Source organism: Arthrobacter sp. 05L44 (assembly GCF_056397605.1).
Genome location: NZ_JBFTNS010000001.1, coordinates 561,159 through 586,389 on the forward strand (window position 1 = coordinate 561,159; position 25,231 = coordinate 586,389).

A 25,231-nucleotide genomic window follows, 5' to 3' on the forward strand; every position below is an offset into this window, starting at 1 on the left:
GCGCCGGCGCTCCCGCCCTCCCCGCCGAATAGCACCGTGACGGGGCTCACGATAGCCTTGAAGAACATCGTTAGAGATCGGAAGAGATAACCATGAACAACTCCGCGGACAACAATGATGTTGTCATCCTCGCAGCCGCCCGCACCCCCCAGGGCCGGCTCAACGGGCAGCTGGCCAGCTTCACCGCCGTCGAACTCGGTGCCCACGCAATCCGCGCCGCCCTTGCTGCCAGCGGAGTCAAGGCTGACCAGGTCGATTCGGTAATCATGGGCCAGGTCCTGCAGGCCGGCGCCGGGCAGAACCCGGCCCGGCAGAGTGCCATCGGGGCAGGCATCGGCTGGAACGTTCCCACCGTCACCATCAACAAGGTGTGCCTTTCCGGCCTTACCGCCGTGATCGACGCAGCCCGGCTGATCCGCAGCGGGGATGCCACCGTGGTGGTCGCCGGCGGCCAGGAGTCCATGACCCGGGCGCCGCACCTGTTGCCCGGCTCCCGGCAGGGCTGGACGTACGGTTCCATCCAGGCGCTCGACGCCGCCGCCCACGACGGCCTCACCGACGCCTTCGACGGCCAGTCGATGGGACTGTCCACGGAGAGCAAGAATGTCACCCTCGGCATCGACCGCGCCTCCCAGGACGAGGTGGCCGCGGCCTCGCACCAGCGCGCCGCATCGGCTGCGAAGGATGGCGTCTTCGACGGCGAGATCGCGCCGATCAGCGTCAAGCAGCGTAAGGGCGACCCGCTGGTGGTCAGCGCCGACGAGGGCATCCGTCCGGACACGTCGGTCTCCTCCCTGGCCGGACTGCGTGCCGCGTTCGCCACGGACGGCACCATCACGGCCGGCAACTCCTCGCCTCTCTCTGACGGGGCAGCCGCTCTGGTCCTCACCTCGCGGCAGTTCGCCGAGGACCACGGACTGGAGTACCTGGCCGTGGTCGGCAAGCCCGGACAGGTCGCCGGACCGGACAATTCGCTGCACTCCCAGCCGTCCAACGCGATCAAGAGCGCACTGGATAAGGCCGGATGGTCAGCCGCGGACCTGGACTTCATCGAGATCAACGAGGCCTTCGGCTCCGTGGCCGTGCAGTCCCTCAAGGACCTGGACTACCCGCTCGAACAGTGCAACATCCACGGCGGCGCGATTGCCCTGGGCCACCCGATCGGCGCATCCGGAGCACGGCTGGCCCTGCACGCGGCCCACGAGCTGAAGCGCCGCGGCACCGGCAAGGCCGCCGTGTCCCTCTGCGGCGGCGGCGGCCAGGGCGAGGCCCTCCTGCTGTACCGCGACTGATGACCGAACCCACGGCACACCCGGCTGCGGGGCAGGCTTCCGGCCCCGCAGCCGGTCTTCCTTCCGGGCACCACCACGGCGGGAGCACCGGCAGGAAACGCTTCCTCGCCGACGCCGCCGCACGCGGGATCACGGTGGAACTGGTGGAGCGGATGGCCGCGAGCAGCCTGGAGGAGGCCGCGGCCATCCTCGGCATCAGCCCCGGCGACATCGTGAAGTCCCTTGTGGTCAAGCACAAGGACGGCAGCTTCCTCTTCGCCCTTGTCCCCGGCGACCGCCAGATCTCCTGGCCCAAACTCCGCCAACTGGTCGGCGTCAACAAGTTGTCCCTGCCCAGCGCCGACGTCGCCCTCGCTGCGACCGGCTACGAGCGGAGCACCATCACCCCGCTCGGCAGCACCACCGCGTGGCCTGTGTACGCGGACAGCACCATCGCCGGCCGCCGGATCTCGATGGGTGCCGGTGAGCACGGCTACAGCGCGTTCGTCGACGCGGACGCACTGACCGCCGCCCTCGGCGCCGTCGTCGCGGACATCACCGATCCGGTCCAGTAACGACGTAGCCCAGCCCGGTTAACACGTGCCTGGCGCATCGACTGCTCCGTAGGTGCCGTTCTGGGCGCTGAAAACGGCGGTTACGGAGCAGTCGATGGGAGCTCACTGCGTCAGGCGGTGACTGTCAGGGCTTGCCCGTTGACCGTGAGCCGCCAGTTGTCCTGGCTGAAGACCGAGGCGTCGAGCGTCCCGCGGGCCACGACGTAGTCGATGATGCGCTGCCGGATCTCCTGCTGGCTGTTGGAGAGGACCGGGGCCGTCTTGACCGCGGGGAAGTTGCCGCCACCGCTCTGGCGGTAGTTGTTGATGGCCATGGCAAATTCCTTGTCCGCCGGCACGGGGGCGCCGCCGTAGGTGAGATTCATGATCCTGTCCCCCACCGGGCGGCCCAGGTCGATCTCGTAATTCAACGGCGCGTCCAGCCCGTACACGACGTCGTAGTTGTAATCCGGGGTGCCGTTCGGCGCGATGGCGGTGGCCGCGTTCGTGACGTCCTGGGCGCGCGCGGTAGTGCCGCTGACCGGCTTGAAGTACTGGGCCGACCACTCCAGGTAGGCCTTGACCTGCGCGCCCGTGACCTTGATGGAGAGCAGCGTGTTGTCGAAGATGTAGAGGCCCGCCACGTCGCGGATGGTCAGCGGGCCGGCCTTCACATCCACCGACCGGGAGAAGGCAGCCGCAATGGACAGCACCGGGAGTGCCGCTGCCGGGCCGTTGGCGAGTTCGGCTTTGATGGTGGCCGCCTGGACGTAGTTGATCGCATCGATCGCTGCGGAATCGCCCCAGCAGGCGGTGGCCGTGGACAACGGCGCGGTGGAGGTGCCGATGACCTGGTTCACGTACTTCACGGTGGCCTGGTGCCCGGCCTGCACCGCGTTGACAACGGCGGGGTCCGGGTCCACGGTCTTGGCATCCAGCAGGTGTGAGTGGGCCGAGGTCACCTTCCACTCTCCGCGGTCCTTGACCAGATCCAGGTCGATGACGGCGACCCGCATGCCCCATTTCAGCGGCTCGGTCAGGAGGACCTGCCGGCCGGTGGCCTTGTTGGTGACGAACCGCTCGGGGATCTCCAGGTGCGCGTGCCCCACCAGGATGGCGTCAATCCCTGGAACCTCCTCGGCGAGCTGGGTGGACGCGTTCTCGGGGAACGGCAGCGCATCCCCGTAGGAGGAACCCGGGGTGGCGCCCGAGTGGCTGGAGACGATAACGACGTCAGCCCCGGCCGCCTTCATTTCCGGGATGACCGTCTTGGCTTCCTCGACGATGCCGTTGAAGTCGAGCTTGCCCTGCACGTTGTCGCGGTCCCAGAGCGCACACCCCGGAGTCACGAAGCCAACCAGGCCCACCGTCACCCAGCCGTTCCCTGTCTTGACCCGCTTGAGGACGTACGGCGTGAATGCCCGCCCGCCGCTGACGGCGTCGTGGACGTTGGCGCCGAGCAACGGGAAATCAAGCTGCTTCTCCCAGGTCCGCAGCATGGGGACCCCGTAGTTGAACTCGTGGTTTCCGAGGGCGACGGCGTCGTAGCCCACGGCGTTCATGGCCAGGGCCATGGGGTGCTTGACGGTGTCGGAGATGGGGTTCACCTTGGCGAAGTAGTAGGCCAGGGGCGTGCCCTGGATGGTGTCGCCGGAGTCTATGGTGAGGGTGTTGCCGGCGCCGCGTTCGGCCCGGACGGCCTTGATCAGGGTGGCCGCCTGGGCGATGCCGATCTTGTTGCCCGAGCTGTCCGAGTACGGAACGTCCTTGAAGTAGTCCCAGTTGAAGACGTTGTTGTGCAGGTCGGTGGTGCCCAGCACCGTGAGGGTGAACTGCTTCTTCCCGTTGGCGGGTGCTGCCTGGGCGGCCGGGGCCCCGGAGAGCGTCGCTGCGGCGGCGCTGCCGCCAACGAACGCCGCGGTGAGCATGGCGCGGCGGGAGAACGACGGGTTGGGATCGGTCATTGTATGAGCTCCTCAGGGGTTTCGCGGCCGGTCGGCACAAAGCCAAAGTCTAGGGCGGCGGCCGCGTCCTGAAAAGGAGAGCCCGCCATCATTTGCACAGGATTCACCTGCGCCGCCATCCACGCGGCAGTCCCGCGAAGCCCCCGGAACGCAGGAAACCCCGCCCACCGAAGTGGACGGGGTTTCCCGGGTGGAAAGCGTGAAGCCTTCCGAAACTGCGAGTGTTACTTGAGGGTAACGGTGGCGCCGGCAGCCTCGAGCTGCTCCTTGGCCTTCTCAGCAGCTTCCTTGGTGGCGCCTTCGAGGACAGCCTTCGGTGCGCTGTCAACCAGGTCCTTGGCTTCCTTGAGGCCGAGGGAGGTGATGGCGCGAACTTCCTTGATCACTGCGATCTTCTTGTCGCCAGCAGATTCGAGGACGACGTCGAAGTCGGTCTTCTCTTCGGCTTCTTCAGCAGCTCCGCCACCGGCGGGGCCGGCAACTGCGACAGCAGCAGCGGTAACTTCGAAGGTCTCTTCGAAGAGCTTGACGAACTCGGAGAGCTCGATGATGGTCAGTTCCTTGAAAGCTTCAATGAGCTCTTCGTTGCTGAGCTTCGCCATGGTGTGGCGTCCTTCCTATAGGTGGTGCTGGGCGGCCTGGGCCGTTGCTTCGCACCGGAGTCTTGGTTGAAAGAGAGTTAGTTCTCTTCGGTTGCTGCGGCCTCGGCCGGAGCTTCGGTCTCTGCTGCTTCTGCGGCCGGGGCTTCTTCAGCGGCGGGTGCTTCGGCAGCTGCCGGTGCACCGTTCTCTTCTTCAAGCTTGAGGCGCAGGGCGTCAATGATGCGTGCAGCAGCGGCAGCAGGAGCCTTGAGGATGCCTGCAACCTTGGCGAGCTGCAGCTCGCGGGACTCGAGTGCTGCCAGGGCAGCAACTTCGCTGGCGTTCAGTGCCTTGCCCTCGAAGTAACCGGTCTTGATGACCAGCTGCTTGTTAGCCTTGGCAAAATCCGTCAGGCTCTTGGCAGCTGCAACAGCGTCACCCTTGATGAACGCGATTGCAGTGGGGCCGGCAAGCTGGCCGTCGAATGCTTCGACGCCGGCTTCCTTGGCTGCAATGGCGGTCAGGGTGTTCTTGACGACCGCGAACTTAGTGTCCTGGCCGAGAGAAACACGCAGCTGCTTGAGCTGTGCAACGGTGAGCCCACGGTATTCGGTCAGGACAGCGGCGTTCGATTCCTTGAAATCGTTAGTGATCTCAGCTACTGCTGAAACCTTGGTAGGCGTTGCCATAACCCTCCTTCCGGGGATAGTGCCGGTATTCCGGGTCCCCTCAGGATCGCTAAAACTAAAAACGCCCCGCGCAGATGCACGGGGCTTGTCTCAACGCGGGCCAGCCGCGGAGCTTTGCTTCGTTCACCTGCGCCGGCCGCCCTGCGATGGGGGTCCTTCGTCCGGAAATCTACTTTGATCCCCCGCACACAACTGCAGAAGTGAGCGATGCTCAGGAGAGTGGATTTCCAACAACCGACGGTCTTTGGTTCCCCCAGCTTACGGGACGGACCCCGGCAGCTCCAAATCGGCTCAGCTGACACTGGGCCCGAGGTCGGGGAGCTCCTTTTGCCAGATACCGGTGACCCCCGCGGTGGTGAAGCCGAGCTGCTGGTTGACGGTCAGCAGATACCGGTTTTCCGGCGCGTTCCAGGTGTACAGGACCCGGGCGTCCGGGAACTGCTCCGTGAGCCGTTCCATGTTGGCGACCTTGATCAGCAGCCCCAGCTTGTTCCCGCGGTGCTCGGCCAGGACCACAGTGTCATCCTGGAAGACGACGTCGGGGCGCAGCGCCAGCACGCTGATGGTGGTCAGGCCGGCCAGCGACCCGGTGGCGATGTGCTCGACGGCGGTGACCACCGTCCGGCGGCCCTGGGCGATGGCGACCTCTTCGGCTTCCCGGAGGATGCCGCCGTCGAAGACCAGCTCCTCATCGCCGGCACCGGGAGAGCTGCCCTCCCCGGCCCGGTTTTCGAGGGCGACGACGGCCTCGAGCCACTGGTCCGGGCAGCGGTCCGTCCAGTGGTGCAGCCGGTACCGTCCGGCGTTGGCTTCCTCGGCTTCGGCCTGCAGGTCCGCGACCACCTTGCTGTCCAGTGGAAGGGCGCAGGAGCTGAACTGCTCGATGTGCTGGAGCGTGTACCCGGTGTGCTGCGCGAACTCCACCTCCCGGCTGTTCAGCGGAACGAACCCCATGCCGGAGCCGGGGATGAGCTGCCCGGCTGCGCTGTCCGCCAGGCTCGCGCCGGGATGGTTTGTATCGATCAGGATGGTCCGCCGGCCCTCGTCCCGGGCGAGGTGCTCCGCGGCTTCCAGGAGTTGCCGGCCAACGCCGCGGCCTTGGAACTCGGGCAGGATATCCAGGGTGAATTCGGCGAGGTCCAGGTTGTCCGCCAGGGGCAGGGCCACGTCAGCGGTGCCGACAATGACGCCGTCGACCTTGGCCACCAGGATGACCTGTCGCTCGTAGGGGTCCGCCATCTCCAACAGCTTCTCCAGCGGGGAGTAGGCGAGATCGTCGCTCCCCCACGTCTGCATGCGGACTTTGCGGCCGACTTCGACGGCGGCAAGGAAGTCCGCGGCATCCGGTCCGTCCAGCGAATCGGGGATCCAGAGCTGCTCGACCCGTACTTCCTCTGCCTTAGCGGGCATGTTCCCAGCCATCCTGCCGCCGTGCGTTCCGCCCGGCTCTCACCGGGCTTTCAAGCGTCAGCATATGCCCGTTGGGGCCCGCATTCCATGCCCCACGCGGGCCAGTTGCGGGCCGGGCCCGGCCGCGGGTTGTCACCCGGATTGGGAAGCATTCTCCGGGGCGACGGAGCGTTGCCATTCCCCGTCCCAGCCCGCGGGCCGGAAGCCGAGGGCGATGTTGATCGCCAGCATGTGGCTGTTCTCGGCAGCGTTGAAGGTGGTCACCCGCTCCACGTCCGGAAAATCGGCCAGGCGCCGCAGATTGGCGATCTTGACCAGCATCCCCAGGCGGTGCCCGCGATGGCTGGCTGCCACCAGCGTGTCATCCTGTTCGGCGAGCCACGGTTTGCTGGGCGCGAGCTCCAGCACCGAGTACGCCGCGAGCTCTCCGGTCTCCACGTGCCGGGCCGCCGCCACCAGGGAGGTGTTGCCGGCCCGCTGCCAGGTGTCCTCCACGTGCCGGACGCGCGCGACGTCCCACGTCTCGGCGTCGAAACTGAGGCCGCCCATCGGGGCGTCCGTGCTCATTCGCGACATCAGTACGGCCAGCTGGGCGACGTACTCATCCGGGCAGCGGTCGGTCCAGGTCAGGAGCTCGTATCCGGCGGCCCTGGCCTGCGCCCCGCTCTCCAGCCCGTCCAGCCCTGGTGCCGCGGCGGCCACGTCCAGGCTGCTGAACCGTTCGACCTGCTCCAGCCGGTAGCCGGTGGCGGCCGCGAACCGCACGCCAGGTGCCGTTGCCGGCAAGGCGCCGGTGCCCGTCAGGGGCACGACAACGTCCGGACCGTCGGCGTCGAAGTCCGCCGGGTGTTCCGTGAAGGTCATCAGGGTGGTGCGGCCATCGCCGGCCGCGAGGGCCTCGGCATGTTCCAGCAGCGCCCGTCCAATACCGCGGCCGGTGTACTCGTTGAGTACGGCCACGTGCAGGAGTGCACTGCCGAGGTTTTCCTGCTGCTCGAACCTGACCCAGGACTTCGCTGCCATCTTGCCGTCGACGCGGACGAAGAACAGCCGCGTCCGCGTGTAGGCGTTGTCCCGCCAGAAACGCAGCCGGGCCGCGGCCGCCGACGCACGGTCCAGATTCCCCCACGTTTCAAGGGTCAGGGCGTCGCAGAGCTGCCCGAATTCCAGGAACTCCGCCGCGCCAGGGCTTTCAAGGGACTCGGGCAGGACCAGGGGCTCGATCAGATACGTCGATGCAGTCACCGGCCCAGCCTAACGGGCGGCCGAAAAGCAGAAAAGACCGCCCCGCGTGAGCGGGACGGTCTTTTCGTTACTTGCTGCTGCAAGCGGGCGAGGACTAGACCTCGGTCAGGACCTTGGTGACGTTGGGGTCAACCGAGATGCCCGGGCCGAACGTGGTGGCCACGGTGGCCTTCTGGATGTAGCGGCCCTTGGAAGCGGACGGCTTCAGGCGAAGGACCTCTTCCAGCGCTGCTGCGTAGTTCTCGGCCAGCTTGACGGCGTCGAAGGAAACCTTGCCGATGATGAAGTGCAGGTTCGAGTGCTTGTCGACGCGGAAGTCGATCTTGCCGCCCTTGATGTCGTTGACAGCCTTGGTGACGTCAGCGGTCACGGTGCCGGTCTTCGGGTTCGGCATGAGGTTACGCGGGCCGAGGACCTTACCCAGGCGGCCAACCTTACCCATGAGGTCCGGGGTGGCGACGGCGGCGTCGAAGTCGGTCCAGCCGCCGGCGATCTTTTCGATCAGGTCGTCGGAACCAACGAAGTCGGCGCCGGCTGCGATTGCGGCCTCAGCCTTGTCGCCGGTGGCGAAGACGAGGACGCGGGCGACCTTACCGGTACCGTGCGGCAGGTTGACGGTGCCGCGGACCATCTGGTCGGCCTTGCGGGGGTCGACGCCGAGGCGGAAGGCAACCTCAACGGTGGCGTCGAACTTGGACGGGTTGGTGTCCTTGGCGAGGGTCACTGCCTCGAACGGCGCGTAGAACTTCTCCGCGTCGATCTTGGCGGCGGCTGCCTCATATGCTTTGCTGCGCTTTGCCATGCTGCTTATTCTCCTTGTGCAGGTGTGGTCTGCGGACCGCGCTGGGCCCTGCCACAGTCGGGTCTCGGCCAGATGTTCCCGGCCGGGTTCCCGCTATTCAATGTTTAGGTGGTGCCGGCTGGCCGGCGGTACTGACGGCGTCGTGATCGGTTTCCCGTCCCGTCGCATCAGCAAAAGGGAATTAACCCTCGACGGTGATACCCATGGAGCGGGCGGTGCCGGCGATGATCTTCGCGGCGCCTTCCAGGCTGGTGGCGTTGAGGTCTTCCATCTTGGTGGTGGCGATCTCGTTGACCTGGGCCTGGGTCAGCTTGGCAACCTTGACGGTGTGCGGGGTAGCCGAACCCTTGGCGACGCCTGCAGCCTTCTTGATGAGCTCTGCAGCCGGCGGGGTCTTGGTGATGAACGTGAACGAGCGGTCCTCGTAGACCGTGATTTCAACCGGAATAACGTTGCCGCGCTGGGCTTCCGTCGCAGCGTTGTACGCCTTGCAGAATTCCATGATGTTGACACCGTGCTGGCCAAGCGCAGGACCGATCGGCGGGGCCGGGTTAGCGGCACCTGCCTGGATCTGCAGCTTGATGAGGCCGGTGACCTTCTTCTTGGGAGCCAATGTAGGTCCTTCTCTCAAATACGTCCTGGGGCACAGGAGCGTGCCTCAGGTTGGTGGCCGCCATGGCGAGGCGGCCGGCCGCTCCGGGGCTGCTAAGCGGGCAGCCCGGGGCGAATTCTGTGGGTGGAGCTAGATCTTGCTGACCTGGTTGAACGCCAGGGTGACAGGGGTTTCGCGCTCGAAGATGGAAACCAGGACCACCAGGGTCTGGGACTCCGGCTTGATCTCGGAGATCGTGGCCGGAAGGGTCTCGAACGGACCTTCCTTGACGATGACGGATTCGCCGACTTCGAAGTCAACGGCCACGGGAACCTGGCTCTGCTTGTTGACCGGCTTGCCCTTCTCGGCCTGCTCTTCCTCGAAGACCGGGGCGAGCATGGAGAAGACCTCGTCGAGGCGCAGCGGCACGGGGTTGTGGGCGTTGCCCACGAAGCCGGTGACACCGGGGGTGTGGCGGACGGCGCCCCAGGAGGCATCCGTCAGATCCATGCGGACCAGGACGTAGCCGGGGATGCGGACGCGGTTGATGACCTTGCGCTGAGCGTTCTTGATCTCAACGACTTCCTCCATCGGGACCTGGATTTCGAAGATGTAATCTTCCATGTCCAGGGTCTGGATGCGGGTCTCAAGGTTGGCCTTGACGCGGTTTTCGTAGCCGGCGTAGGAGTGGATGACGTACCAGTCACCCTCCTGGCGGCGGAGCTTGGCCTTGAACTCGTCGGCGGGGTCGACGTCGGCCGCGGCGGCTGCCGCGAGGGCGTCGCCCTCTTCCTCGGTTTCGGCTTCCCCGGCGTCTACGGACTCATCAGCAGTCTCGTCGGCGGCGTCGGATTCGGGCGCAGCAGATGCAGCCTCGGACTCGTCGCTGGCTTCCACCGCGGCGTCCTGGCTCTTATCCAGCTCAGTCTCAGTTACCTCGAGCTCCTGCTCAGACACTTGGTCTCCTGCTTCCTCATTGCCTAACATGCCTATTTAAATGACTCAATTCCGCACACCCCGCAGAAGCTCCGGATTTCCGGAGGTCCACGCGGTCTGCGGACCGGTCGCCTTAGCGGTCCGTGGCGCCTGTTCCGCCGAAGACCCAGCTCACTCCGGTCCCGAAGGCCAGGTCCAGCAGGGTGACGATCACCATCATGATGACCACGAACACCAGCACCACGAGCGTGTAGTTGATCAGTTCCTTGCGGGTGGGCGCGACGACCTTCTTCAGTTCGCCGATGACCTGGCGGACGAAGAGTGCGATCCGGGCGAAGAATCCTGCCTTGGGGGCATTCTTGGCGGGGCGGCCTTTGGAGCTGCTGGCAGCTGTTTCGGTCACCTGATCCTCACTCATCCTCGCAATGTCGGATACCCGGCTCTGAACTGAACCATGGTTGCTGCGCTGGTTCCGGTCGTTCCCGGAACAGCTTGCGCAGGGCAGACAGGACTCGAACCTGCAACCTGCGGTTTTGGAGACCGCTGCGCTACCAATTGCGCCACTACCCTATGGATCGAAAACGGGTCAGACTGCCTTGTTCCGCAGGCTTCCCTGAGGCGCACGCCATCATCGTGTTTTCAACACCGGAGAACCAGTCTACGCAACAACTGCGTCCACGTCGAACCGGCTCCGTCCGGACCCCTGGCTGCGGGCTGAAACAACGTCCCGGAGGTCGCTTTCGCGCCTCGGGTCACATTCATACCCGGCACCCCGGAGGATCCGCTGAACAGCATAGAGTAGATTTCGTCGAATCCCACATCCAGCCACGAGCTGTACGCGAAGAACGGACCCGCAATGCCTGCCGCCCGCATTTCCCAGCGCATTTCCGCCATAGCCGAATCCGCCACACTGGCTGTCGATGCCAAGGCGAAGGCGTTGAAGGCGGCCGGCCGCCCGGTCATCGGCTTCGGGGCCGGCGAGCCCGACTTCCCCACTCCCGGCTACATCGTCCAGGCCGCCATCGAGGCCGCAGGCCAGCCGAAGTTCCACCGCTACTCCCCCGCCGGCGGCCTGCCCGAACTGAAACAGGCCATCGCCGAAAAGACGTTCCGGGACTCCGGCTACAAGGCTGAGGCGTCCCAGGTCCTGGTGACCAACGGCGGCAAGCAGGCCGTCTACAACACCTTCGCCACGCTGCTGGACCCGGGCGACGAGGTGATCGTCCCGACACCGTTTTGGACCACCTACCCCGAGGCCATCCGGCTTGCGGGCGGCGTGCCGGTGGAGGTTTTCGCCGGTCCGGACCAGGGTTACCTCGTCACGGTGGACCAGCTGGAAGCGGCCGTCACGGACCGCACCAAGATCCTGCTCTTCGTGTCCCCATCCAACCCGACCGGTGCCGTGTACTCACCGGAGCAGGTCAAGGAAATCGGCCAGTGGGCGGCCGCCAAGGGCCTGTGGGTGGTCACCGACGAAATTTATGAGCACCTGACGTACGACGGCGTCCCGTTCACCTCGATCGCGACCGCCGCCCCCGAGCTCGGCGACAAAGTGGTCATCCTCAACGGCGTCGCGAAGACCTATGCCATGACCGGGTGGCGGGTTGGCTGGATGATCGGCCCGGCAGACGTGATCAAGGCCGCCACGAACCTGCAGTCGCACGCCACGTCCAACGTCTCCAACGTTCCGCAGATGGCCGCCCTCGCTGCGGTCTCCGGTCCGCTCACGGCAGTGGATGAGATGAAGGTGGCCTTTGACCGCCGGCGGAAGGCCATCGTTGCCGGCCTGAACGCGATCGAGGGCGTGGACTGCCCCACCCCCAAGGGCGCTTTCTACGTCTACGCCGACGTCCGCGCCCTGTTGGGCAAAGAGTTCCCTACCGCGAACGGCCCGGTCCGGCCTTCGACGTCGGCTGAACTGGCCGCACTGATCCTCGATGAGGTGGAGGTCGCCGTCGTCCCGGGTGAGGCATTCGGTCCGTCGGGTTATCTCCGGCTCTCCTACGCGCTGGGCGACGAGGACCTGGCTACCGGCGTCGGCCGTCTCCAGGACTTCCTCGGCAAGGCCAAGTAGCCGCCCCAAATCCCTGATGCGCTATCACTTTTGGTCCCTAAACCGCCGGAATAGGGACCAAAAGTGATAGCGCATCTTTGGGTTAGAGGAGGCGGCGCTGCGCGGCCCAGCGGGTCAGTTCGTGCCGGCTGGAGAGCTGGAGTTTCCGCAAGACCGCCGAGACGTGGGTTTCCACCGTCTTGATCGAGATGAACAGCTCCTTGGCCACTTCCTTGTAGCTGTAGCCGCGGGCGATCAGCCGCATGACCTCCAGTTCGCGGGCCGAAAGCCGGTCCAGCTCGTCGTCCGCGATGTCCGCAGGCGCCGTTCCGAAGGCATCGAGGACAAAGCCGGCCAGCCTCGGCGAAAAGACAGCGTCGCCGCCCGCGACCCTGCGCACGGCGTCGCTGATCTCGGCCCCGGAGATGGTCTTCGTGACGTACCCCCTGGCTCCGGCGCGGATCACTGAGACCACGTCCTCGGCGGCATCCGAGACGCTCAGCGCCAGGAACTTGGTGGTGCCCAGCAGCGGCGCCGAGCCGGCCAGGACGTCGCGGCCGCCGCCGCCCAGTCCGCCCGGAAGGTGGACATCAAGGAGCACGACGTCGGGACGCGCGGCTGCGATGACGGCGACGGCTTCTTCCACTGTTCCGGCCTCGCCGACGACGTCGATGCCGGCGTCCAGGTCGGCCTTCAGTCCGGAGCGGAAGATGGCGTGGTCGTCAACGATCACCACACGCGTGGCCGCGGGCGGCGCCGCCGCCCCGTTGTTGCCCCTGGGCTGGCTGCTCACTGTGTGTCCTCTCCGTTGGTTCCGGGCGCAGTGGTGCTGCTGCCGGCAGTTGCTCCGGTGCCCACCGGGCCGGTGGCCGCGAGCGGCAGCCGGAGGCGCACCTCGGTGCCGTCGGCGTTGCTGGCGATGACGGCCGTCCCGCCGTGGCGGCGCATCCGGCCGATCATGGATTCCCGGACGCCCAGCCGGTCGGCGGGAATCGATCCGGGGTCGAAGCCCGGTCCGCGGTCCTTGACGAAAACTTCCGCGGCTTCATCGGTGACTTCCAGGTAGACCGAGACCGCTCCACCGCCGTGGCGCGCGGCATTGAGCATGGCTTCACGCGCAGCCTGGACCACGGCTTCGAGGCGCTCGGTCATGGCGCAGTCCCCCACCGTGACGACGTCGACGGCGTGACCGAGGGAGTCTTCGACCTCGGCGGCCGCAGCCTTGATCCCGTCCGACAGCTGGCCCGCCCCCTGCTCGGGATCCCGGTACAACCAGCCCCGCAACTCCCGTTCCTGGGCGCGGGCCAGCCGGACGACGTCGTGCTCATTGCCGGCCCGGCGCTGGATCAGCGCGAGGGTCTGCAGTACGGAGTCGTGCAGGTGTGCCGCGATCTCGGCCCGCTCGGTGGCCCGCACACGGCCGGCGCGCTCGGCCTCGAGGTCGCGCCAGAACTTCAGCCCCCACGGCAGCAGCACCAGGGCAACACCGCCCAGCACGGCTACCGAGGCGAGCAGGGCCAGCCAGGTCTGCTCCCAGGAGCCCGAACCGGAGACCATCAGCAGGACCCCTGCGATCACCAGCCCGAGCCCGGCCGCCACCCGCGCCCAGCCGCCGGCCTGGTCCGCCTTGGTCTTATCCACGATGCCGGCTCGCCGGGTCTCGTCCAGCTGCATCCAGGCGATCGCGGCGCCGCCGAGGATGGCGGCCACGGGAATGAGCGTGCCCAGCGGGACGTCCACGCCCAGGAGCCGGGCAATCAGGATGGCCGCCGCCAGCAGGAGCCCGGCGCCGAGCAGGATTTCCTTGCCGTATTGCATGCCGGGGAACCGGCCGCGCCGGACGCCGGTGCCCCCGGCGCCTACGCTTCCCACCCCGGCGCTCCGGCCAGCGGCCGGTCCCTCCGCCACGGGTCCGCTCACGGCCGGGGCGATGGGCGACGCCGGCCGGCGGGCGTTGCGCTTGGCGCTCTCGTCCGCGGTGGGGACCATGATCCATAGCCACGCATAGAACGCGACGCCGGCCCCGCCGGCGAGCGCCGCCACCACCATGCCGATCCGTACCATCCGCACCGGCCAGCCCAGATGGACGGCCAGGCCGGCACAGACGCCGGCAATCACGCGGTCGCTGCTGCGGGCCAGCGGCGGGCGGGAAACGACTGTTGTCATGGATCAATCCAAACACGGACGGGGGTTTCCCGGAGCCGTTTTCCGGCCGAACCGGGGCCTACTCAGGGGCCGTTCAGGGTCTTCCCCAGTAGAGCCGGAACCGCGCAGGCGGCAGGATCGAAGTATGAACCCGCACACTCCGCACCCAGATGAGGACCCGAACGCATCGGGCCGCCCGGACAGCTCGCCGGGCACCACTCCGGACGGCTCACCGGAATCCCCGCCAGCCGGCCCGGCCGCGCCCGGCAGCGACTCCGCCACCGGACACACCGCCGGCCCCGCAGGCGATCCTTTCAGCAGCCCGACCGCTTCCGGCCCTGGCGCCCCCGGCGCCCCCGGCGAGGCGCCGCCCCTCTACCGGCCGGGCGGCCCGTACCCTGCGGGTCCCGGAAGCACCCCGCCGGCGTCGGCAGGTCACCCGCAGAATTTCTTCGACTGGATCCGCAGCCACGGGATCCACCGGGGCCGCGAGCGGTGGATCGGCGGAGTCGCCAGCGGGATCGCGCAGCGGTTCGGCGTCGACCCCCTGATCGTGCGCGGCATCCTGATCGTCCTGACAGTGTTCGCCGGCGTCGGCGTCCTGCTCTACGGCCTGGCCTGGGCCCTGCTGCCCGAGCCCGACGGGCGCATCCACGTCCAGGAGGCGGCCGCGGGACGCTGGAGCTCCGGCATGACCGGCGCCCTTATCACCACCCTTCTCGGATTCCCCGGCCTGGGCGGCGGGGTCTGGGGCTGGAGCCACGGCGGCTTTGCCGGCTTCGCCTGGACCGTATTTTGGGTCGGCGGCGCCATCTACCTGATCTACTACCTCACCCAGCGCAACAAAGCCCGGCACGGCGGCACCCCCATGTACAGCCGCCCTGGTCCCGGCTGGGCGCCAGCTCCGGGCGCACCCACCGACGGAACGACCCACAGCGCCTACGGCCAGGCCCACCCGACGCTCCCGCTGGACGGACTGCCGGCGCACACCCGGGCAGACGCGCCGGCTGGTGCCTCCGGCTGGTCGGCGCCTCCGGCTGGCGCCCCGCAGCCGCCCGCCGGGAACGCCGGCGGCTACGGCGGCGGCTACGGAGCGGGGGGCTACGGCGGCGGAGCGTACGGTTCCGTTCCCCCCGTCCCGGCACCGGCCCCGAAGCCACGCCACCCCGGCCCGGGGGCTCCGGCAGTCGCGATCGCGGCGGGCCTGGCCCTCCTTGTCGGCGGCGGCATCAAGGCGCTGGACGCCGCCCACGCCATCAACCTGGGCACCGCCGGCAACGCCGTGGTCTGGGCCAGCGGAGCGGCCGTCCTGGGACTCGGAATCGTGGTCTCCGGGCTCCGCGGCCGGAGCGCAGGCATCCTTGGATTCTTCGCCGTCGTCGCACTGATCATCGGCGGGATCTTCAACCTGGCGCCCAACGCCGACCGGGCACGGTTCCAACACGTCGATTGGAGCCCGACGAGCCTCGCCCAGGCAGCGGACGGCTTCGACATCACGGGCGGCAGCGGCACCGTTGATTTGACGCAGCTGAACCTGACCCCGCCGCTGGCCTCCGACGTCGTGGTCCGGCTCGATGCCACAGCCAGCAACGTCACAGTGGCCATCCCCGCCAACGTTCCCGTGCAGGTCCAGGCGGACCTGACCATGGGCAACCTAAACGACGGTGGGGGCAGCCACGGCGGTATGACCACCCAGCACAACGACTACAACACGGACAAACCCGGTGGACGCCTGATCGTCAAAGTCTCGGGAACCCTGAGCAACATCACCGTGAAGGAAGGGAACTGACATGAGCGACTTCGACAGGCCGGCGGACGTGCCGGCCACGACGGCCGTGGATTCCGGCGCTCCGCGGGCGCGGGTGGGGACCGTGGTCTGGGGACTGATCGTGCTGGCCCTGGCCGCGCTGATCATCATCTCCCGGCTGGGCCTGGTGGCCCTGAACGGAACGTACGTGCTCATCGGCCTGATGATCGGGGCCGGCGCAGCCCTGGTGGTCGGCGGCCTCCTGTCCGCCCGCAGGCGTGACAAAGACCTGACAACAAGGAAGTCTTGAAACATGGATAAGTTCTTCAGCATTGTCCGGGGCTTCGGCCTGAAGCGCGGCCCGCAGCGCTGGGTTGGCGGCGTCTGCGGCGGGATCGCCGCCAAGCTGAACGTCGACGTCGCGTTCGTCCGGATCGCGTACCTGCTCTTCGCCCTGATCCCCGGGCCCGCGTTCGTGTTCTACCTGGCGGCCTGGCTGATCCTGCCCGACCAGCGGAACGCAATTGTCCTCGAGACCTTCCTCGAACGGCGCGCCGGCCGGCCCTGAGCCCCTCCCCGCGACCGAGCACCGGCGGTCTCGAGCACCTGCGCACACAACAGTGCCCCTGCCATCCGGCGGGGGCACTGCCGCGTCCGGCGGGGGCACCGCTGGTCACGGTTTGTGTCCTTCCCCACATCCGCCAGTAGACTTCTACGTGAGCTCAGCGTGGCGCTCTGCCTGTAATCACCTTCGAACCAGGATTTGAGCCGAGACATGAAAATTGGAATCCTCACCAGCGGCGGAGACTGCCCCGGACTGAATGCCGTGATCCGCGGCGCCGTCCTGAAGGGCATCGCCGTCCACGGCCACGAGTTCGTGGGATTCCTCGACGGCTGGCGCGGCGTGGTCGAAGGCGACATCATCGACATCCCCCGCACCCTGGTCCGCGGCATCGCCAAGCAGGGCGGCACCATCCTCGGCACGTCCCGGACCAACCCGTTCGAGAACAATGGCGGTCCCGAGGTCATCAAGGCCAACATGGACCGCCTCGGCATCGACGCGATCATTGCCATCGGCGGCGAAGGCACCCTGGCGGCTGCCAAGCGGCTGACCGACGCCGGCCTGAAGATCGTCGGTGTGCCCAAGACGGTCGACAACGACCTCGACGCCACCGACTACACCTTCGGGTTCGATACCGCCGTCGAGATCGCCACCGAGGCCATCGACCGGCTGCGCACCACCGGCGAATCCCACCACCGGACCATGATCGCCGAGGTCATGGGCCGGCACGTGGGCTGGATCGCCCTGCACGCCGGGATGGCCTCCGGCGCCCACGCCATCCTGATCCCGGAGCAGCAGGCTTCCATGGAACAGATCACCGAATGGGTCGTCTCCGCCCACGAACGCGGCCGTGCACCCCTGGTGGTGGTCGCGGAAGGCTTTGTCCCCGAGGGCCAGGAGTCCCCGCACTCCGAGCGCGGGCTCGACACCTTCGGCCGGCCCCGCCTCGGCGGCATCGCCGAGCTGCTGGCCCCGGAGCTGGAGGCCCGGACCGGCATCGAAACGCGGGCCACGGTGCTGGGGCACATCCAGCGCGGCGGCGTTCCAACCGCCTTCGACCGGGTCCTGGCGACCCGCCTCGGCATGGCGGCCATCGACTCGGTCGTGGAACAGCGCTGGGGAACCATGGTCTCCCTGCACGGCACGGACATCGTCCACGTCGGGTTCGATGCCGCGCTCGGAAACCTCAAGAGCGTGCCCGCGAACCGCTATGAGGAAGCAGCCGTCCTCTTCGGCTAGGCCCCGTCGCGGGGGCGCGCACCGCGGCTGGGTAGGGTTGAGGCATGACTCTTTCGCCCGGCTCCGCCGACATCATCCAGCTCGCGTGGGCCCGGCGGCTGGGGCTCGACGACGGCGCATTCGCCGCCGCCGCCGGCACCCGCATCAGCCGGGCCGATGACGCGGCGCGTTCACTGCAGTTTGTCCGCCTGTTTGGCAGTTCGGTGCTGGTCGGCCCCCAGTGGGCGCTGGACGCCGCTGCCGGGTACTCCGACGAGGAGCTGGCCCAGCACGTGACGCTGCTGACCATCACCCGCGGGCACGGCGGCCACGGGCTGGGCGCCGCCGCACTGTTTTTCGCCGACGACCTGCCATTGCAGCAGCCCTCCGAGGAACTCAACGTCTCGCACGGGAATCCCGAGGCGATCGAGCTTGAATCGCTGTGCCCGCCGGATGACGTCAACGAGGTGGGCCTCGCTGACCTCGAGCACCGCTTCACGATCATGCACATGGAGGACGGGCAGCGTACCCCGGTGGCGTGCGGCGCCTACACGGAGTGGGAGGGCATCCTGGCCCAGCTCGGTGTGCTGGTGGCCCCGGACTGGCGACGTCGCGGCGTCGGCGCCCTGGCCGCCTCGATCGCGGCCCATGAGGCGCTGGCCTCGGGCCTGACGCTGCAGTGGCGCTCGGACGTCAGCAACCAGGGCTCGCTGGCGCTGGCCCGGCACCTGGGCTTCACCCCCGGCGGCATCCAGACCAGCGTATTGCTGGGCTAGCCCCGGTTGGCCTCCGCGCCGTCGGCTACGCCGGCGTTGTCCGCGGCCGGGACAGACGCCGGGGCAGCGGCGGGGGCACCCCAGCCGCCCTGCGGCTGCGGTTTGGCGAAGAACAGCGCCACCGCCGCACCCAGCAGGATGACGGCCGCCGGCAGCATGATCGACTGGCCCATCGCCGTCGAGAACCCGGCATGCAACGCTTCGGGCAGCTGTCCGCCGAATTCCATGGGGCTCGACTGCCGGCCCGCTCCGCCGGGCGCCGGCGGGAGTTCCGCCGCGAGCCTGGACTGGATCAGCACGGCGATGGCTGCGCTGCCGAGCACCGCGCCGATCTGCCGCGTGGTGTTGTAGACACCGGAACCGGCGCCGGCCTGCCGCGGGGGCAGATTACGGGTGGCTGTGGAGCTCAGCGGCGCCCAAATGCCGGCGTTCGCGAACCCCAGCACCGCGCTGGGCAGCAGGAACAGCCAGATGGGGGTGTCCGGGTGCATCAGGGAGGAATTCCAGAACAGGGCCACGGACATCAGGACCAGACCGGACGCCGTAATGTACTTCGGGTTGACCCGGTCGATGATCTTGCCCACCACGGGTGCCAGGCCGCCGGAGATGACGGCCATCGGGACCATCATGAGGGCGGACTGCGTGGGGGTGAGGCCGCGGACGATCTGGTAGTAGAAGATCAGCGGCAGGCTGAAGGCGGTAACGGTGAAGCCGACGGTGGTGATGCCGACGTTGGCCAGGGAGAAGTTCCGGTCCTTGAAGAGGCCCAGCGGGAGCAGCGGCTCGCCCTTGTTGAACCGCTGCCAGGCGACGAACGCGACCAGGACCACCAGGCCACCGATGATCAGGCCCCACACGGTGATAGGTCCGGTGATGGTGCCCCAGTCGTAAGTCTCGCCTTCCTGGATGCCGAACACCAGGAGGAACAGCCCGACGGCGCTGAGCAGGACACCGGGGATGTCGAACTTGTGCGGGTGGGTGCTGAGGCTGGGGACGAACCGCAGGGCAAGGATGAACCCGACGATGCCGACGGGGATGTTGATGAAGAAGATCCACTCCCAGCCCAGCCCGTCCACCAGGACGCCGCCGAGGATCGGCCCGACCAGGGTGGCGACACCGGCGGTCGCGCCCCAGATGCCCATCGCGGCACCGCGGCGGTCCGGCGGGAAGATCCGGGTAATGACCGCCATGGTCTGCGGCGTCATCATCGCGGCGCCCAGTCCCTGCAGGACGCGGGCCCCGATCAGCGTGTGCACATCCCCGGAGAGGCCGCACCACAGCGAGGCGAGGGTGAAGACCACCAGGCCGGCGAGGTAGAGCTTCTTCGGGCCGAAGCGGTCACCGAGCCGGCCGGTGATGAGCAGCGGGACGGCGTAGGCCAGCAGGTAGGCGCTGGTCACCCAGATCACGGAGTTGATGTCCGCGTTCAGGCCTTCCATGATCTTGGGGTTCGCCACCGAGACAATGGTGGTGTCGATCAGGATCATAAAGAACCCGATCACCAGTGACCAGAGGGCGGCCCACGGCCTGGCTACGTTTTCCATGCGGTTCCTTAAAGTGCGTATTGCCTGGTTAAGAGTCGAAAACCGGCGGTTCGTGCCGGCCGGGTGGTGCCGGTCTAGCCGAGAAGCGTCAGGATATCGTCGCGGCCAAACAACTGCGCGGCTGCCCGCGCGGAGGGGCTGCCGGCGTCGGGATCGGCACCGGCGCCCATAAGCAGCTCCACCACGTCGGCGTAGCCCTTGAAGACGGCGCCGGCGAGCGGCGTCTGGCCGCGGTCGTTGGCCGTGGTGGCGTCGCCGCCGTGGGCCAGGACCAGCCGGACCGTGTCCGCATGGCCGTGGTAGGCGGCGAGCATCAGCAGCGAATCGCCTGCGGCCGTGGTCAGGGTCGCGGGGGCGCCGGCAGCCAGATAGCTGCCGAGGAGGGCGGAATTTCCCTCCCGTGCCGCGTCGAACAGCGTGTGGGCGAGGGCGACGGCCTCGTCGTCGGGGGCGGCCGTTGCGGAGTCCGGTGTCTCCCGGGCGCCGGTCATCGGGTCCCCCGCAGGAATCCGGTCTGCCGGCCCACAACCTGCCCGGCGTCGGGCGCAACGATCGGCTCCTGGGCCGCGGCGTACGGTTCCTCGCCGTCCATAACCGTCAGCTGCTCGTCCGGTGAGACGGAGCGCTTGATGACCGCCAGGGCCACTGGGCCCATTTCGTAGTGCTGCCCGACGGACGTCACGGTCCCGACCTTCCGGTCACCGGCGCGGACCTCGCTACCGACGGCGGGCAGCGTGTGCTGCGAACCGTCCAGCTGCAGGAAGACCAGCCGGCGGGGCGGGTGGCCCAGATTGTGCACCCGGGCGATGGTTTCCTGTCCCTTGTAGCAGCCCTTGGCCAGGTGGACAGCGGTGCGCAGCAGGTCCAGTTCGTGCGGGATGGTCTTGTCGTCGGTCTCGGCGCCCCATCGCGGCCGCCACGCGGCGATGCGCAGCGCCTCGGCCGCGAGGACACCCGCCAGGGGCCGGTCCGCCACTGTCGCCGCCAGCGCGTCGGCCGGCACGAGGTACTCGAACCAGGGCCGCTCGAGTCCCGGGTGGGAGTCCTCCCCCACCACGGCGTACGAATAGCCGCCGGCTCCGACGTGCGGCCACGGGTCTTCCCAGACCAGCAATCCGGACCACTCGGGTACCGGCCGCGTGGATCCCACCACGGCCCACTCGGCGGAGACGTCGGCCACCTCGACCCGGAGCATGAACTTCATCCGGGTCAGCCACTCAGCCAGGGGCGCGGCCTCCGCGGCTTCGACGATCAGCCAGGTGGTGGCGCCGTCGTCGAGCACCCGGGCGTCAAACTCGATGCGGCCTTGGACGCTCAGCAGCAGCAGCTCGGTGGACTGGCCCGGCGGCAGGGCCGTGAGCTGCTGCGAGCTCAGGGTGTTCAGCCAGCTGAGCCGGTCGGGGCCGGCCACGGTCACCACGCCGCGCTGGGAGAGGTCGACGACGGCGGTGCCGGCGGCCAGCGCGCGCTGTTCGCGCAGCGGCTCGCCGTAGTGGGCTGCGACGCCGGCATCCGGGCCCGCCCCTTCGACGGCTCCAGGGCGCGACAGCAGGGGGCTTTTGGTAGTCATATGAAGTAGAAGTCCTCAGCGCTCAGCGGTATTCCGGATTTTCGAAGTCGAATCGTGTCCCGGCTTTCCATGCCTCGGGCAGGTTGCCGTAGGCCGGGATGCCACCGGCGTCCTTGAGCATCCTGGCCAGGTGCAGGAGGTTCCAGGTCATGAAGGTGGTGTTGCGGTTGGTGAAATCGCTTTCCGGTCCGCCGGAGCCGTCGTCCAGGTAACTGGGTCCCGGTCCCACGGCACCGATCCAGCCGGCGTCGGCCTGCGGCGGAATGGTGAAGCCGACGTGTTGAAGGCTGTACAGGACGTTCATGGCGCAGTGCTTGATGCCGTCCTCGTTGCCGGTAATCAGGCATCCGCCCACCTTGGGGTAGAACGCCCATTGGCCTTTGGCGTTCAGCTGGCCGGAGTGTGCATAGAGCCGCTCGATAAGTTTCTTGGTCTGCGAGGAGTTGTCGCCGAGCCAGATGGGTCCGGCCAGCACCACGATGTCCGCCTCCTGCACCGCCGGGTACAGCTCGGGCCACTCATCCGTGGCCCAGCCGTGCTCGCGCATGTCCGGGTAGACGCCGCTGGCGATGTCGTGGTCCACGGTGCGGATGACCCGGGTCGCCACGCCCTGTTTCGCCATGATCCGCCGGCTGACCTCGATCAGGCCTTCGGTGTTGGACGTTTCCGGGGACTTTTTGAGGGTGCCGTTGAAGAAAACGGCTTTCAGGTCGCTGTAGTCGGCCGGCTGGGCCGTTCGGGCGGCGGTGCCATTCGCTGTGTCATTCACTGTGGTGCTCCCTGCGTTCGCTGCGGACAACGGAAATCCAGTGAGACCCCGGCGCCTGGCCGGTCGGGGGTTTAGCCGATCTTGCTGAGGATGGCTGAAGCGTGGGCCTCGAGCCCGCCACCCGGTGTTGCGCCCTTGCCTGCGGCGACGTCCCAGCGCCACAGCAGCTTTCCCTCCACCAGCCCGAAGATCCGGGTTGCCGCGGTGTACTCCTTGGAGTGGCTGCCGCGCATCACCATGTCGGTGCTGAGCTGGATCTGCGGGCCCTTGATCTGGCCGTAGTACAGCTCGGAGATGCCGCCCGGGTGGGAGATGGAAACGGAAATGTCGAACCCGCCGTCGCTGTTGCGCAGTTCCTCGACCTCGTCCGCGCTCTTGAGCACGGGGACGATGTCGGCCGGGATGAGCCCGGGACCGCCGTCCTCATCGCGCTGCTTGCGCTCGAGCGCCCAGAATCCGGTCTCGACAGTGAGCGGACGGAGCTTGGTGCCCTGATCGTCCGTCAGCCACGATTCGGCCCGGTACTGCAGGTAGGGCAGGCCGTTGTGCGTGAAGGACACATGCTGGCTGAAGTGCTCCGAGTCCTCTTCGCCGGCACCTAGCCGGCCGGTGCCCTCCCACTCACCAATGAGCCAGGACAACGGAACAATCTCGGGTGTCAGATCTGTAGGAATTTCAATCGGCACAGCAGCTACCTCTGGAAACTACGGGTTCTGGACGGGTGTCGGGAAAGGTGTGTCTACTTCTGGCCCTTGAAAAGGCGGTACACCACAAAGCCGGCGAACCAGGCCATCGAGAGGCCGGCGACGGCGAGCAGGACAAGGAAGAAGATCTCAAATGCAAGTACGGACATGATGCCATCCTAACCCGTTAGTGAATGAGTAGTTTGTCTATGAAGTAGGCCAGCGAACCGACGGCGGAGACGGGCCCCAGACCCATGCCCAGCACTGCCGGAAGGTTCAGGGCCGAGCCGCGGATGATCACCAGCCGGCGGAAGCTGACCAGGACGGCGCCGATGACGATTCCGACCAGGGCGGCCGGCAGCACGGCAATGTCGGAGAGCACCAGGCCGGCCAGCGGACCCGCGAGGCCCGCACCTACGATGCCCAGCGGCGCGACGATCCTGTCGGGCCAGCGGATCAGGCCGGCCATGAGGGCAATCGCGGCGCTGATGGCGGCGATGAGCAGCATTTCCCGGACCCCGTTGAACCGCGAACAGGCGATCCAGCCGGCCCCCAGACAGGACAGGAGGACGCCGGCGCAGGAGCCGAGGGTGGATTCCAGCCGCTGGGCCTGGCCGGTGCCGCGGATCAGTTGCATCACGAATATCGCCATCACCCCGGCGGCGACGAACGCCGGCGTCCAGTCCAGGAAGCCCGGGGCGGGCAGGTAGGTGGCTGCGACGGCTGAGCCGATTCCGGGCAGTCCGATCAGTGCGGCGAGCGTTTTCTTGGCGGGGATGCCGAGGAAGTGCGGCCAGCCGATACCGACGCACGCGGCCGTGATGACCGCGACGGCGAGCAGGACTTCCGGGCTGGAGTACGCCCCGGCGATGATGGCGGCCACCCCGGCGAGCCCGATGACGCCGACGCTCCACGACTTCATGGGTGCTCCCCCGGGTTTGCCCCCGGGGCATGCCCCGGAATGCGCCCCATCAGGGCGCCCTCGACGCGGTCCCCCACGATCACTTCAGCCACGATCAACCGGTACCTTCGCTCACTGCGGACCCACTCGGCCTGCTCGACTCCGCCGGGCTGTTGGCCCGACGGGTCAATCCTGCCTTATATGAACGATTTGTGTCGGAGGGGAACCAATTCGGAGCAACGGAACAGTGTCCGCAGGGGGTCATTTGGGTATACTCAAAGCTCAGCTACGCTTCCTCCGGCTGCCGCGGTCCAGGGCACCAACCGGAAGTCCAGTACCGGCCGGTGGAAGCCCGGCTCAGACGCCCAATGATGCGCGGACACCCCTTGGAGGAACCATGTCGCACATCCTGCTACTGACGAACAGCACCGGATCATCGGTGGACGTCCTGCCTGCGCTTGAGTTGCTCAACCACCGCGTGCACATCCTCCCGGCCGAACCCACGGCCCTGCTCGAAACCGACCCGTGCGACATCGTTCTGCTGGACGCCCGCAAGGACCTGGTGGGCGCCCGTTCGCTGACCCAGCTGCTGAAGGCCACCGGGCTGAGCGCTCCCCTGATGCTGATCCTGACCGAGGGCGGCATGGCTGCCGTGTCCTCGGCCTGGGCAGTAGACGACATCCTGCTCGAATCGGCCGGCCCGGCGGAGGTCGAGGCCCGTATCCGGCTCGGCGTCGCCCGGGCGCAACCGGACCAGGACGACACCCCCACCGAGATCCGGGCCGCCGGCGTCGTGATCGATGAGGCCAGCTACACCGCGAGGGTCAACGGGGCGGCCCTGAACCTGACGTTCAAGGAATTTGAACTGCTCAAGTATTTGGCCCAGCATCCGGGCCGGGTGTTTACCCGCCAGCAGCTCCTCACGGAGGTCTGGGGCTACGACTACTACGGCGGCACCCGCACCGTGGACGTCCACGTCCGGCGGCTGCGGGCCAAGCTCGGCGCAGACCACGAGAACCTGATCAGCACGGTCCGCAACGTCGGGTACCGCCTGACGCTGGTCCGGCAGCCGGATGAGGAACTCACGGAGGCCTAAGGCCACGGCTGATCCACAGGCGGTTCGCGACACGAAAAAGCCCCGAACCAATTGGTCCGGGGCTTTTTTGCGCCGCTTGGCGCTGCAGTGGAGGACATACGGGTCGAACGTATCGAGGCCACC

The 25,231-nt window shown here is 67.6% G+C and carries 26 protein-coding genes and 1 tRNA gene; 9 read left to right on the plus strand and 18 right to left on the minus strand.

Features of this window, described 5'->3' with window-relative positions:
• Window positions 1-92: 92 nt before the first annotated feature.
• Window positions 93-1,292, plus strand: a complete 1,200-nt coding sequence (locus AC1DHY_RS02580; protein WP_476877794.1) for an acetyl-CoA C-acetyltransferase — start codon at window positions 93-95, stop codon at window positions 1,290-1,292.
• Window positions 1,292-1,846 (plus strand): aminoacyl-tRNA deacylase, encoded by a 555-nt coding sequence (locus AC1DHY_RS02585; RefSeq protein WP_476877795.1) that lies wholly within the window; start codon window positions 1,292-1,294, stop codon window positions 1,844-1,846. The genes AC1DHY_RS02580 and AC1DHY_RS02585 overlap by 1 nt, the downstream gene beginning before the upstream one ends.
• Window positions 1,847-1,956: 110 nt before the next feature.
• Here AC1DHY_RS02585 and AC1DHY_RS02590 read toward each other — a convergent pair whose 3' ends face one another.
• The 10 genes from AC1DHY_RS02590 to AC1DHY_RS02635 all read right to left on the minus strand — a co-directional run bounded on the left by AC1DHY_RS02590 (window position 1,957) and on the right by AC1DHY_RS02635 (window position 10,614).
• A complete protein-coding gene (locus tag AC1DHY_RS02590; RefSeq protein ID WP_476877796.1) occupies window positions 1,957-3,789 on the minus strand; it encodes a bifunctional metallophosphatase/5'-nucleotidase in 1,833 nt (610 codons plus the stop codon).
• Window positions 3,790-4,013: 224 nt separating this feature from the next.
• Window positions 4,014-4,391 carry a 50S ribosomal protein L7/L12 gene (gene rplL, locus AC1DHY_RS02595; protein WP_476877797.1) on the minus strand — a complete coding sequence of 126 codons (378 nt, stop codon included), beginning with the start codon at window positions 4,389-4,391 and terminating at the stop codon, window positions 4,014-4,016.
• Window positions 4,392-4,468: 77 nt separating this feature from the next.
• Complete coding sequence (rplJ, locus tag AC1DHY_RS02600) at window positions 4,469-5,059, minus strand: 50S ribosomal protein L10 (RefSeq protein WP_138768559.1); 591 nt, start codon at window positions 5,057-5,059, stop codon at window positions 4,469-4,471.
• 291 nt (window positions 5,060-5,350) lie between these two features.
• Window positions 5,351-6,469 (minus strand): GNAT family N-acetyltransferase, encoded by a 1,119-nt coding sequence (locus AC1DHY_RS02605; RefSeq protein ID WP_476877798.1) that lies wholly within the window; start codon window positions 6,467-6,469, stop codon window positions 5,351-5,353.
• Between the two features lie 132 nt (window positions 6,470-6,601).
• Window positions 6,602-7,714 (minus strand): GNAT family N-acetyltransferase, encoded by a 1,113-nt coding sequence (locus AC1DHY_RS02610; RefSeq protein WP_476877799.1) that lies wholly within the window; start codon window positions 7,712-7,714, stop codon window positions 6,602-6,604.
• A gap of 94 nt (window positions 7,715-7,808) precedes the next feature.
• Window positions 7,809-8,516, minus strand: a complete 708-nt coding sequence (rplA, locus tag AC1DHY_RS02615) for a 50S ribosomal protein L1 (RefSeq protein WP_476862376.1) — start codon at window positions 8,514-8,516, stop codon at window positions 7,809-7,811.
• A gap of 181 nt (window positions 8,517-8,697) precedes the next feature.
• On the minus strand, window positions 8,698-9,129 hold the full coding sequence (gene rplK, locus AC1DHY_RS02620) for a 50S ribosomal protein L11 (protein WP_018773647.1): 432 nt from the start codon (window positions 9,127-9,129) through the stop codon (window positions 8,698-8,700).
• A gap of 129 nt (window positions 9,130-9,258) precedes the next feature.
• Complete coding sequence (gene nusG / locus AC1DHY_RS02625) at window positions 9,259-10,065, minus strand: transcription termination/antitermination protein NusG (RefSeq protein WP_476877802.1); 807 nt, start codon at window positions 10,063-10,065, stop codon at window positions 9,259-9,261.
• Window positions 10,066-10,177: 112 nt separating this feature from the next.
• A complete protein-coding gene (gene secE, locus AC1DHY_RS02630) occupies window positions 10,178-10,462 on the minus strand; it encodes a preprotein translocase subunit SecE (protein WP_056738571.1) in 285 nt (94 codons plus the stop codon).
• A 79-nt stretch (window positions 10,463-10,541) separates the two neighbouring features.
• Window positions 10,542-10,614, minus strand: a tRNA-Trp gene (locus tag AC1DHY_RS02635).
• Between the two features lie 286 nt (window positions 10,615-10,900).
• On the opposite strand from AC1DHY_RS02635, the gene AC1DHY_RS02640 reads away from it, so the two are divergent.
• Complete coding sequence (locus AC1DHY_RS02640) at window positions 10,901-12,118, plus strand: pyridoxal phosphate-dependent aminotransferase (RefSeq protein WP_476903113.1); 1,218 nt, start codon at window positions 10,901-10,903, stop codon at window positions 12,116-12,118.
• 82 nt (window positions 12,119-12,200) lie between these two features.
• Here the strand turns inward: AC1DHY_RS02640 and AC1DHY_RS02645 are convergent, their stop codons facing one another.
• Together AC1DHY_RS02645 and AC1DHY_RS02650 are read right to left on the minus strand one after the other, a co-directional pair.
• Entirely contained in the window at window positions 12,201-12,833 is a 633-nt protein-coding gene (locus AC1DHY_RS02645) for a LuxR C-terminal-related transcriptional regulator (RefSeq protein ID WP_476877837.1), read from the minus strand.
• A 53-nt stretch (window positions 12,834-12,886) separates the two neighbouring features.
• The gene (locus AC1DHY_RS02650) at window positions 12,887-14,263 is read right to left on the minus strand and encodes an ATP-binding protein (RefSeq protein WP_476903114.1); all 1,377 of its coding nucleotides are present in this window, start codon (window positions 14,261-14,263) and stop codon (window positions 12,887-12,889) included.
• Window positions 14,264-14,387: 124 nt separating this feature from the next.
• Here AC1DHY_RS02650 and AC1DHY_RS02655 point away from each other — a divergent pair, with 124 nt between their 5' ends.
• From AC1DHY_RS02655 to AC1DHY_RS02675, 5 genes are all read left to right on the plus strand, one after another.
• Entirely contained in the window at window positions 14,388-16,031 is a 1,644-nt protein-coding gene (locus AC1DHY_RS02655; RefSeq protein WP_476877805.1) for a PspC domain-containing protein, read from the plus strand.
• 1 nt (window position 16,032) lies between these two features.
• Window positions 16,033-16,299: a hypothetical protein gene (locus AC1DHY_RS02660; RefSeq protein ID WP_476877806.1), complete on the plus strand. Its 267-nt coding sequence runs from the start codon at window positions 16,033-16,035 to the stop codon at window positions 16,297-16,299.
• A gap of 3 nt (window positions 16,300-16,302) precedes the next feature.
• Window positions 16,303-16,557 (plus strand): PspC domain-containing protein, encoded by a 255-nt coding sequence (locus AC1DHY_RS02665; protein WP_476877807.1) that lies wholly within the window; start codon window positions 16,303-16,305, stop codon window positions 16,555-16,557.
• Window positions 16,558-16,764: 207 nt separating this feature from the next.
• The gene (locus tag AC1DHY_RS02670; RefSeq protein WP_476877808.1) at window positions 16,765-17,790 is read left to right on the plus strand and encodes a 6-phosphofructokinase; all 1,026 of its coding nucleotides are present in this window, start codon (window positions 16,765-16,767) and stop codon (window positions 17,788-17,790) included.
• A 44-nt stretch (window positions 17,791-17,834) separates the two neighbouring features.
• The gene (locus AC1DHY_RS02675; protein WP_476877809.1) at window positions 17,835-18,545 is read left to right on the plus strand and encodes a GNAT family N-acetyltransferase; all 711 of its coding nucleotides are present in this window, start codon (window positions 17,835-17,837) and stop codon (window positions 18,543-18,545) included.
• On the opposite strand, the gene AC1DHY_RS02680 is transcribed toward AC1DHY_RS02675, so the two are convergent.
• The 6 genes from AC1DHY_RS02680 to AC1DHY_RS02705 all read right to left on the minus strand — a co-directional run bounded on the left by AC1DHY_RS02680 (window position 18,542) and on the right by AC1DHY_RS02705 (window position 24,033).
• Window positions 18,542-20,089 (minus strand): DHA2 family efflux MFS transporter permease subunit, encoded by a 1,548-nt coding sequence (locus tag AC1DHY_RS02680; protein WP_476903115.1) that lies wholly within the window; start codon window positions 20,087-20,089, stop codon window positions 18,542-18,544. The two genes, AC1DHY_RS02675 and AC1DHY_RS02680, sit on opposite strands and share 4 nt — an antisense overlap.
• A 74-nt stretch (window positions 20,090-20,163) precedes the next feature.
• Window positions 20,164-20,580: an ankyrin repeat domain-containing protein gene (locus tag AC1DHY_RS02685; RefSeq protein WP_476877811.1), complete on the minus strand. Its 417-nt coding sequence runs from the start codon at window positions 20,578-20,580 to the stop codon at window positions 20,164-20,166.
• Window positions 20,577-21,659 carry a CAF17-like 4Fe-4S cluster assembly/insertion protein YgfZ gene (ygfZ, locus tag AC1DHY_RS02690; protein ID WP_476877812.1) on the minus strand — a complete coding sequence of 361 codons (1,083 nt, stop codon included), beginning with the start codon at window positions 21,657-21,659 and terminating at the stop codon, window positions 20,577-20,579. The genes AC1DHY_RS02685 and ygfZ overlap by 4 nt, the downstream gene beginning before the upstream one ends.
• A gap of 22 nt (window positions 21,660-21,681) precedes the next feature.
• Window positions 21,682-22,428, minus strand: coding sequence for a flavodoxin family protein (locus AC1DHY_RS02695; protein ID WP_476877813.1), 747 nt, complete (start codon window positions 22,426-22,428; stop codon window positions 21,682-21,684).
• Window positions 22,429-22,499: 71 nt separating this feature from the next.
• A complete protein-coding gene (locus tag AC1DHY_RS02700; protein ID WP_476877814.1) occupies window positions 22,500-23,114 on the minus strand; it encodes a nitrobindin family protein in 615 nt (204 codons plus the stop codon).
• A 184-nt stretch (window positions 23,115-23,298) separates the two neighbouring features.
• The gene (locus AC1DHY_RS02705) at window positions 23,299-24,033 is read right to left on the minus strand and encodes a permease (protein WP_476877815.1); all 735 of its coding nucleotides are present in this window, start codon (window positions 24,031-24,033) and stop codon (window positions 23,299-23,301) included.
• 376 nt (window positions 24,034-24,409) lie between these two features.
• Between AC1DHY_RS02705 and AC1DHY_RS02710 the strand changes: the two genes are divergently transcribed.
• The gene (locus tag AC1DHY_RS02710; protein WP_476877816.1) at window positions 24,410-25,108 is read left to right on the plus strand and encodes a winged helix-turn-helix transcriptional regulator; all 699 of its coding nucleotides are present in this window, start codon (window positions 24,410-24,412) and stop codon (window positions 25,106-25,108) included.
• Window positions 25,109-25,231: the final 123 nt, after the last annotated feature.